This is a genomic window from Pseudomonas sp. P7759 (assembly GCF_013386445.1).
GTDB classification, from domain to species: Bacteria; Pseudomonadota; Gammaproteobacteria; order Pseudomonadales; family Pseudomonadaceae; genus Aquipseudomonas; species Aquipseudomonas azotoformans_A.
This window is the reverse complement of record NZ_JACART010000053.1, coordinates 53377-60715: the sequence shown is the minus strand read 5'-3', so window position 1 is coordinate 60715 and position 7339 is coordinate 53377. Positions and strand designations below refer to the sequence as shown.

The 7339-nt window shown below is 61.6% G+C and carries 6 protein-coding genes and 1 pseudogene; 3 read left to right on the top strand and 4 right to left on the bottom strand.

All coding sequences use genetic code 11. From position 1 onward, the window contains the following. Positions 1-434: pseudogene (locus tag HX823_RS27870) on the bottom strand (RHS repeat protein); the annotation flags it as partial. Positions 435-687: 253 nt separating this feature from the next. Between HX823_RS27870 and HX823_RS27865 the strand changes: the two are divergent. Continuing rightward, entirely contained in the window at positions 688-3189 is a 2502-nt protein-coding gene (locus HX823_RS27865; RefSeq protein ID WP_177077796.1) for a TonB-dependent siderophore receptor, read from the top strand. Between the two features lie 57 nt (positions 3190-3246). On the opposite strand, the gene HX823_RS27860 is transcribed toward HX823_RS27865, so the two are convergent. Then, the gene (locus HX823_RS27860) at positions 3247-3828 is read right to left on the bottom strand and encodes a TIGR00730 family Rossman fold protein (RefSeq protein ID WP_177077794.1); all 582 of its coding nucleotides are present in this window, start codon (positions 3826-3828) and stop codon (positions 3247-3249) included. Between the two features lie 80 nt (positions 3829-3908). Next, positions 3909-5294 carry a PLP-dependent aminotransferase family protein gene (locus HX823_RS27855; RefSeq protein ID WP_177077792.1) on the bottom strand — a complete coding sequence of 462 codons (1386 nt, stop codon included), beginning with the start codon at positions 5292-5294 and terminating at the stop codon, positions 3909-3911. Positions 5295-5477: 183 nt separating this feature from the next. Between HX823_RS27855 and HX823_RS27850 the strand changes: the two genes are divergently transcribed. Together HX823_RS27850 and HX823_RS27845 are read left to right on the top strand one after the other, a co-directional pair. Then, on the top strand, positions 5478-5918 hold the full coding sequence (locus HX823_RS27850; RefSeq protein WP_177077790.1) for a carboxymuconolactone decarboxylase family protein: 441 nt from the start codon (positions 5478-5480) through the stop codon (positions 5916-5918). 92 nt (positions 5919-6010) lie between these two features. Continuing rightward, positions 6011-6340: a hypothetical protein gene (locus tag HX823_RS27845; RefSeq protein ID WP_177077788.1), complete on the top strand. Its 330-nt coding sequence runs from the start codon at positions 6011-6013 to the stop codon at positions 6338-6340. Positions 6341-6344: 4 nt separating this feature from the next. Here the strand turns inward: HX823_RS27845 and HX823_RS27840 are convergent, their stop codons facing one another. Next, a complete protein-coding gene (locus tag HX823_RS27840; RefSeq protein ID WP_038851547.1) occupies positions 6345-7244 on the bottom strand; it encodes a LysR family transcriptional regulator in 900 nt (299 codons plus the stop codon). Positions 7245-7339: the final 95 nt, after the last annotated feature.

The window sequence follows — 7339 nt, the reverse complement described above, 5'->3', positions numbered from 1 at the left end:
TGCTCAGTAGAAACGCCCCCCTGCACCTGCACTTGATACCGTCCGCCCGCCGCGCAGCGGTGCGAACCCTTGCCCTGTTCATCCAGCATGATCACGGTGGAACTGCCGTCATCCAGCCCGATCACCTCCACCGGGATGTTGCCGATCGGCACGTCATACACCGACTCGAACAGGCTCTCGATCTTCAGCTCGCCGCCCACCGGGCACTGGGCCACGGTGGAAAAGTCGGCATCCGCAATACTCACCGCCCGCTGCGAATCCCCCACCCGCAACACCCGATCCATCCCCAGCAGCGACGGCATGTCTAGCCCATGGCTCACCGAATCCAGCGCACGCGAATACCACGCGTCCATCTGCTGGCGATAAATAACCAGGCTCTGATGAAAGCCATCCAGCTCAAATTCAATCAGGGCAATGTGGGAAGGGTGGGTCATCCGTGACGTCTCGGCAAAGGGCAAGGCGTCGGAGCATGCCGTAGCAAAACGCAGCGGGATGAGCGGTTGAGAAATTCAGAAAGGGCTGACTGAGCATGGGAAAAAAGCGCAAAAAACCAACCCAAAGGGCTACACAAAAGAGCGAAAAACCTGATTGCAGCGCATCAACTCAAATAAAAATCGCTCTCATCCTTACCCGATCTTCCGACATGGCCGTCATGGTTTATAGAACCTCCCTTACGCAGGATTTCCCATGTCGCGCCTTGCTCGTCCCTTGCACCCACTGGCCTTGTCAGTGGCGATGGCTTTTGCCGCCGTGCCGTTGCTGACCGTCCAGTCCTCCTTTGCCGAAGAGAGCAGCAGCGCCGTGCGCAGTTTCTCGATTCCCGCCGGTGATTTGAGCCAGGCGCTCAATAGCCTGGCCGAGCAGGCCGGCCTGGTGCTGGCGTTTGATGCAAGCCTGACCCGTGGCAAGCGCAGCAAGGCTCTGAGTGGGCAGTACAACACTGATGTGGCGCTGAACCAGTTGCTCGCCGGCAGCGGCTTGCAAGCCTTGAAACTCTCCGCCGACCGCTACCGCCTCGAAGCCATCCCGGATAACGGCGGGGCCATGGAGCTGCAAGCCACCACGATCAGCGGCGCGTACCAGACCGAGAGCCCGACCGGGCCAGTGTCCGGTTATGTGGCCACACGCAGCTTGTCGGGCACCAAGACCGACACTGCGCTGATCGAAACCCCACAGTCGATCTCCATCGTCACCAAAGACCAGATGCGTGCGCAAAACGCCGAGAGCCTCAACCAGATCCTGCGCTACAGCGCCGCCGTCATTCCGGAGACCCGTGGCGCCACCGCATCGCGTCTGGACCAGTTGACCATCCGGGGTTTCTCTCCGGCCACTTACCTCGACGGCCTGCGCATGCCATCGAGTCGCGACGCCTTGCCGCAAAAGGACGCTTTCGACCTGGAGCGCGTTGAAGTGCTGCGCGGCCCGGCCTCGGTCCTTTACGGCCAGGGTACGCCGAGCGGCGTGATCAACATGGTCAGCAAGCGCCCGCTGGACACGCCGTTTCACGAAGTGGGCGTGGAATACGGCACCTTCAACAAGAAACGCACGACCTTCGACTTGAGTGGCCCATTGGATGATCAGGGCGTGTATTCCTACCGCGTGGCCGGGCTTTTCGACGATGCCGATGGCCAGGTAGAACACACCGAGACGCGCCGCCAGTCACTGTCCAGTGCCTTCACCTGGCGCCCCGACGACGCCACCTCACTGACCTTGCTCGGGCATTTCCAGAAGGACCCCAAAGGCGCGTCCTACGGTTCGGTGCCGGCCTGGGGCTCGGTGCTGCACAGCCCGACCGGGCGCAGCATCGATGTGGATTTCTACGACGGCGAAAAGAATTTCGAGAAAAGTGACCGCGAGTACTACAGCATCGGCTGGGCATTCGAGCATCACTTCGATGACGTGTGGACCGTGCGCCAGAATGCGCGTTACCTGCGCAGCGAAGGTCAGTATCGCAGCCTCTACAGCAACTACCTGATGGCGGACTATCGCACCATCCGCCGTTCGACCATCGCCAGCGATGTCGACCTGGATGCCTACACCCTCGACAACCAGGTGCAGGCCAAATTCGACACCGGCCCGTTGCAGCACACCTTGTTGATGGGGCTGGACTACCAGAACACCAGCACCGACACCAAGTCCGGCTCGGGCGTGTACACCGCCGGGCCAACCCTGGATATTTTCAATCCGGTCTATGGTGCAGCCGTTCCGGTACCGGCCTACACCACCGACGGCACGTCGCGCAGCGAGCAGACCGGCGTGTACCTGCAAGAACAGATGAAGTGGGACAAATGGGTTCTGTTGTTGGGCGGCCGCTATGACTGGGCCAGCACTGACAGCAGCACCAAGACGATTCGCACCGGCGCCAAATCCGAGTCGTCCCTGGACAGCAAGGCGTTTACCGGCCGTATCGGCCTGGTCTACCTGTTTGATAATGGCCTCGCCCCCTATGCCAGCTACGCCGAGTCGTTCAACCCGCAGTCGGGCACGGGCTACGGCGGTTCGGTGTTCAAACCGACCGAAGGCAAGCAGTATGAAATCGGCATCAAGTACCAGCCGCCGGGCAGCAACAGCTTTATCACCGCGGCGATCTTCGACCTGCGCCAGACCAACGTGCTGACCACCGACCCGGACCCGACTCATCTGTGCGGTACCGGGCGCTGCCAGAGCCAGGACGGCGAAGTGCAATCCCGTGGCTTTGAGCTGGAAGGCAAGGCCAGCCTCAACGATAACCTGGACATCACTGCGGCCTATGCCTACCTGGACAACCGCATCAGCAAGTCCAACAACACCGTGCGGTATGCGCCCATCAGCGACATCGGCGTAGGCCCGGCCATCGCGGCCGAAGGCACCACCACCTACGGCGTACCGCGTCACACCGCGTCGGCGTGGGCCGACTACACCTTCCACGATGGCAACCTGAAAGGTTTCGGTGCGGGCGCGGGTGCGCGGTATGTCGGCTCGTCCTGGGGTGATACGGCCAACACCCTCAAGGTGCCGGGCTACACCCTGTTCGATGCGGCGGTGCACTACGACATCCCGAACATCACCAGCCTGAAGGACAACCTGCGCCTGGCGCTCAATGCCACCAACCTGGCGAACAAAGAGTACGTTGCGTCCTGCTACTCCTATTCGTGGTGCTGGTATGGCTCGCAACGCACCGTGCAGGCGAGCGCGACCTACCAGTGGTGAAGTAAAAAAGGCCTTGGCGAAAGGATTCGGGAGCAGCATCGCCAAGGCCGAAACGGGCTAGCGCTTGGCGGGCTCGATCCATTTGTCGACCACCGGCGCCTGCCACCGCCCAAGGGCATCGAGCAGGGCGCCGGGGTGGTCTTCGACGATCAGCATCTGGCTGTGTTCGGCCTTGATGAAGCCTTCCTGCACGCCGTGCGCGAACAGACCCTGCAGCGGCGCGAAAAACTGTGCGGTGTTCAGGCAGGCCACGCCTTTGTGGTGTTCGCCAAGCTGCGTCAAGGTCATCGCTTCCAACAACTCTTCAAAGGTGCCGAGGCCGCCGGGCAGGGCGATAAACCCATCGGCCAGTTCGCTCATGCGTGCTTTGCGGCTGCGCATGTCTTCGGTGATTTCATAGGCGCTGAGCCCTGGATGCATGTGCCCGAGTTCATGCAGCAATCGGGTGATGACGCCGATCACTTCGCCACCCTCAGCCAGCGCGCTGTCGGCAATCACGCCCATCAAGCCTTTGGCGCTGCCGCCGTAGACCAGGCGAATACCGCGCCGGGCGATTTCACGGCCCAGGGCTTTGGCGTCTTCACTGTAGCGAGGGTGGGTGCCGAAGTTGGAGCCGCAAAACACCGTGAGACTGCGCATCAGAATTCCTGGTTGGGAGAGGGCGTCGCAGTTTCACGCCTGTTGGCCGACAACCACAGCGCCAAGAAATCGCTTGATGACTAGGCCAACAAGCATTCCAGGATGCGCCGGCCCAATGCTTCAGCGCTGGCCTGGGAGTCGATGTTGGCAAACCCCAGCAGCAGGCCGGGACCGCTGTGCTGCACGACATTCCATTCGCTCAAGGCTTCTGCGAAGAGCCCGACGCTTGCCAGTTTCTGCACCAGCACGCGGTCTGATTGCGGGGTCTTGAACCGCAGGATCAGGTGCATCCCGCCAGGTTGTGCATCAATGGAAATATGCCCGCCCAATACCTTGCGCAACCCGTTGGCGGTGGCTTCGCGGCGCTCGCCGTACAGCTTGCGCATGCGCTGGATGTGCCGGGCGAAATGCCCTTCGGCGATAAAACTGGCGACGATGGCCTGGGTCAGTTCCGGGCAGTTGCCGAGGAAGCTCTGGCTGACCTGCTCGAAACGCCCGACCTGGGAAACGGGCACCACCAGATAGGCCAGGCGAATGCCGGGGAACAGCACTTTGCTGAAGGTGCCCGCGTAAAGCACCCGGCCCTCACGGTCCAGGCTCTTGAGCGCTGGTAGAGGGCGGCTGACGTAACGGTACTCGCCGTCGTAGTCGTCCTCGATGATCCAGGCGTGTTCACGGCGGGCCCAGTCCAGCAGTTCCAGGCGGCGCGGCAGCGACAGCGACACACACAGCGGGCTTTGATGGGCCGGGGTGACGACCACGGCGCGGGCAGCGCTGAGGTGTTGTACGCAGAGGCCGTCCTGGTCCACAGGCACAGGGATGGACTTGATCTGCAAATGGTCCAGCAAGGGTCGTGTGGGCAGATAACCTGGGTCTTCCATCAGCACCGCGTCGCCGGGGGAGAGCAACGCATGGGTGATCAGGCTCAGCGTGTTGCGGTAGCCCGACGTGACGAAGACCTGCTCCGGCGAGCAATGGATTCCCCGCGCCACCTGCAAGTAACTGGCGATAGCGGTGCGCAGCGAAGGCAGGCCGCAGACCGGCGGGTTGGACATGTCCGCCAGTTGTGTGGCGCGCACGCAGCGGGCGGCGATTTTCGACCAGATTTTGCGTGGGAATGCGTCCAGCGCCGGCAGGCCCATCTGGAAGGGGCGCACCTGTGACTGTTGTCGCACCGCGTTGTAGGGCGTGATGACCACGGGCGTAGGCTGGGCGCTCTGGATGCCGTGCGCCACCACCGTGCCCGCCTGGCCGCGAGCCTCAAGGTAACCCTCGGCGGTCAGCAATGCGTAGGTGCTGTCGATAGTGCCGCGCGCGAGTCCCAACTCCTTGGCCAGGGCCCGTGCCGCCGGGACGCGCTCGCCGGGCTTGAGCAGGCCTTCGGCGATGGCACTGCGAAACCGCCAGTAAAGCTGACGGTAGATCGGCTCGGCCGAGGTAGGGTCCAAAGGGGGAAGGGTGTGCATGGGGGGAGATTTCCTGGTCGCGCCTGCCTTAACTGTAGCGGCTGCATGACCTGTACCCAAGGACCATAACTGCAATATTTGACTAGACCATCATGGTCCGGTCACCGGGCCCATTCTTGGCTCTTCAGAGGTGAGCCATGGCGCTGCAACATGGTGCCTTCACTCAACTTCGACAGGATTATCATGACCACTCGCCTCGATTACACCCAAGCATCCCCGGAAGGCTACAAGGCTTTCGGTGGCGTCTATGTCTACCTGCAAAACAGCGGCTTGCCCAAGGCGCTGATCGACCTGGTTTACCTGCGCGTTTCGCAGATCAATGGCTGTGCCTTCTGCATCGACATGCACTCGCGTGACCTGCTCAAGCAAGGCCTGGCCGTGGACAAGCTGGTGCTGGTGCCGGTGTGGCACGATGCACGAGATGTGTTCACCGCCCGTGAACGCATCGCCCTGGCCTTCGCGGAAGCGGTCACCCACAGCGACGTCTCGGACGCCGAGTACGCAGCGGCCTCCGCGGAGTTCAGTGCCAAGGAACTGGCCGACCTGGCTTATGGTATTGCCTTGATGAACGCCTTCAACCGCCTGGGTATCACCTTTCGCACCACGCCGGCGGCTGCCAGCTGAAACATTGCGCAATAAGGCAATTTAATGGCCCATTTGTAACAAAATCCTCGCCAGAATCGCTTTTATTTTCAGGTGGTTAGGTGAGGATGCAAATGCGCTCTGTTGGAATCATGCTGATCGCCTGCTCCCTGGCTGGCGGCGCGGCTGCCGTGCAGGCACGGGAGCTGCGCGAGGGTGACAAGTACATGTGCAGTTGGGGCGCCGGCACCGCCGCCAGGGCCCAAGAACTCAAACTGTCCGGCGTTTCGCTATACGCGGCGCGGCAGAAGATCCAAAGCATGAAGTTCAACAAGTCGTGGATGCGCATGATGGCCATGGGCATCACCGAGCAGACCTACGACAGCCGTTCACGGCTCAAGCCCGAGGCGATCCGCCAGGGTTTCTATCAGGATTGCGTGCGCTACAAAGTCGCACGCAAATAACCGCTTAACGTGACAGCGGCGAGCTGGCGTCCTCCTGGAAATACACCTTCGCCGTTTCAATGAACCGCCGATTGGCCTGGGACAGGTATTCGCTGGCGCGCCAGCACAGGTTGAAGTGCATGAATTGCGCCGGCTCGAATGACACGCCGGCCAACCCTGGCTCTTGCTCCTGCACCGACCGCAGCAAGGTGGAGACGCCCATGCCGTTGCGCGTGGCGGTAATCACCAGCGGCACGAAGTTGCTTTCCAGGGCAATGTTGAAACGCACCCGGGCGTTGCTGCAAAAGGCGTCCAGCAGATGGCGTTGCAGGAAGGTGTTGTCGAACACCAGCATCGGTTCGTGTTGCAGCCGCTGCGCCGCAATGGACGAGTTGCCCGCCAGCGGATGATCTTCGGCCATGCACAACACCATCTCATCGCTGCCGAGCAGCACCGACTCCCATGCCGGATCCACCCGTCGCGACTCTAGCAGCGCCACATCGATATCCCGTGTGGCCAGGCGTTCGCTGATGTCATCGGCGCTGCCTTCCACCACATGCATGGCAATGCCGGGGTACTGGGCGCGAAATTGCATCAGCAGTTCGGGAATATGGCGGATGCCGTACATGGGCGGCACGCCCACGCGGATTTCGCCGCTGTGCAGTTGGGTCAGGTCCTGCAATTCACGGCGGGCACCGGCCAAACCTTCAAGACACGCTTCGGCGCGTGCCAGGAACAGCTGGCCTTCGGCGGTCACGCTGATCTGCCGCGTCGCGCGGTTGAACAGGGCCACACCCAGTTCATCCTCCAATCGGCTCACCGCCATGCTCAGCGCCGGCTGTGCCACGTGCAATGCCTGGGCGGCCTTGGTGAAGCTGCCTTGGCGGGCGATTTCGACGCAGTACTCCAGCGCTTTCAGGTTCATGATGGCTCGCATAACAAAGAGTGATAGCTGGTTTCACAAATGGATATTTTCTGTGATGAAGGCAAGTCTATAGCCTGTCGGCATTCTTCTCCATG

Excerpts from the sequence above, each read along its gene's own strand:
- HX823_RS27840 (WP_038851547.1), bottom strand. The coding sequence starts at position 7,244 with ATGAACCTGAAAGCGCTGGAGTACTGCGTCGAAATCGCCCGCCAAGGC.
- HX823_RS27855 (WP_177077792.1), bottom strand. The coding sequence starts at position 5,294 with ATGCACACCCTTCCCCCTTTGGACCCTACCTCGGCCGAGCCGATCTAC.
- HX823_RS27850 (WP_177077790.1), top strand. The coding sequence starts at position 5,478 with ATGACCACTCGCCTCGATTACACCCAAGCATCCCCGGAAGGCTACAAG.
- HX823_RS27860 (WP_177077794.1), bottom strand. The coding sequence starts at position 3,828 with ATGCGCAGTCTCACGGTGTTTTGCGGCTCCAACTTCGGCACCCACCCT.
- HX823_RS27865 (WP_177077796.1), top strand. The coding sequence starts at position 688 with ATGTCGCGCCTTGCTCGTCCCTTGCACCCACTGGCCTTGTCAGTGGCG.
- HX823_RS27845 (WP_177077788.1), top strand. The coding sequence starts at position 6,011 with ATGCGCTCTGTTGGAATCATGCTGATCGCCTGCTCCCTGGCTGGCGGC.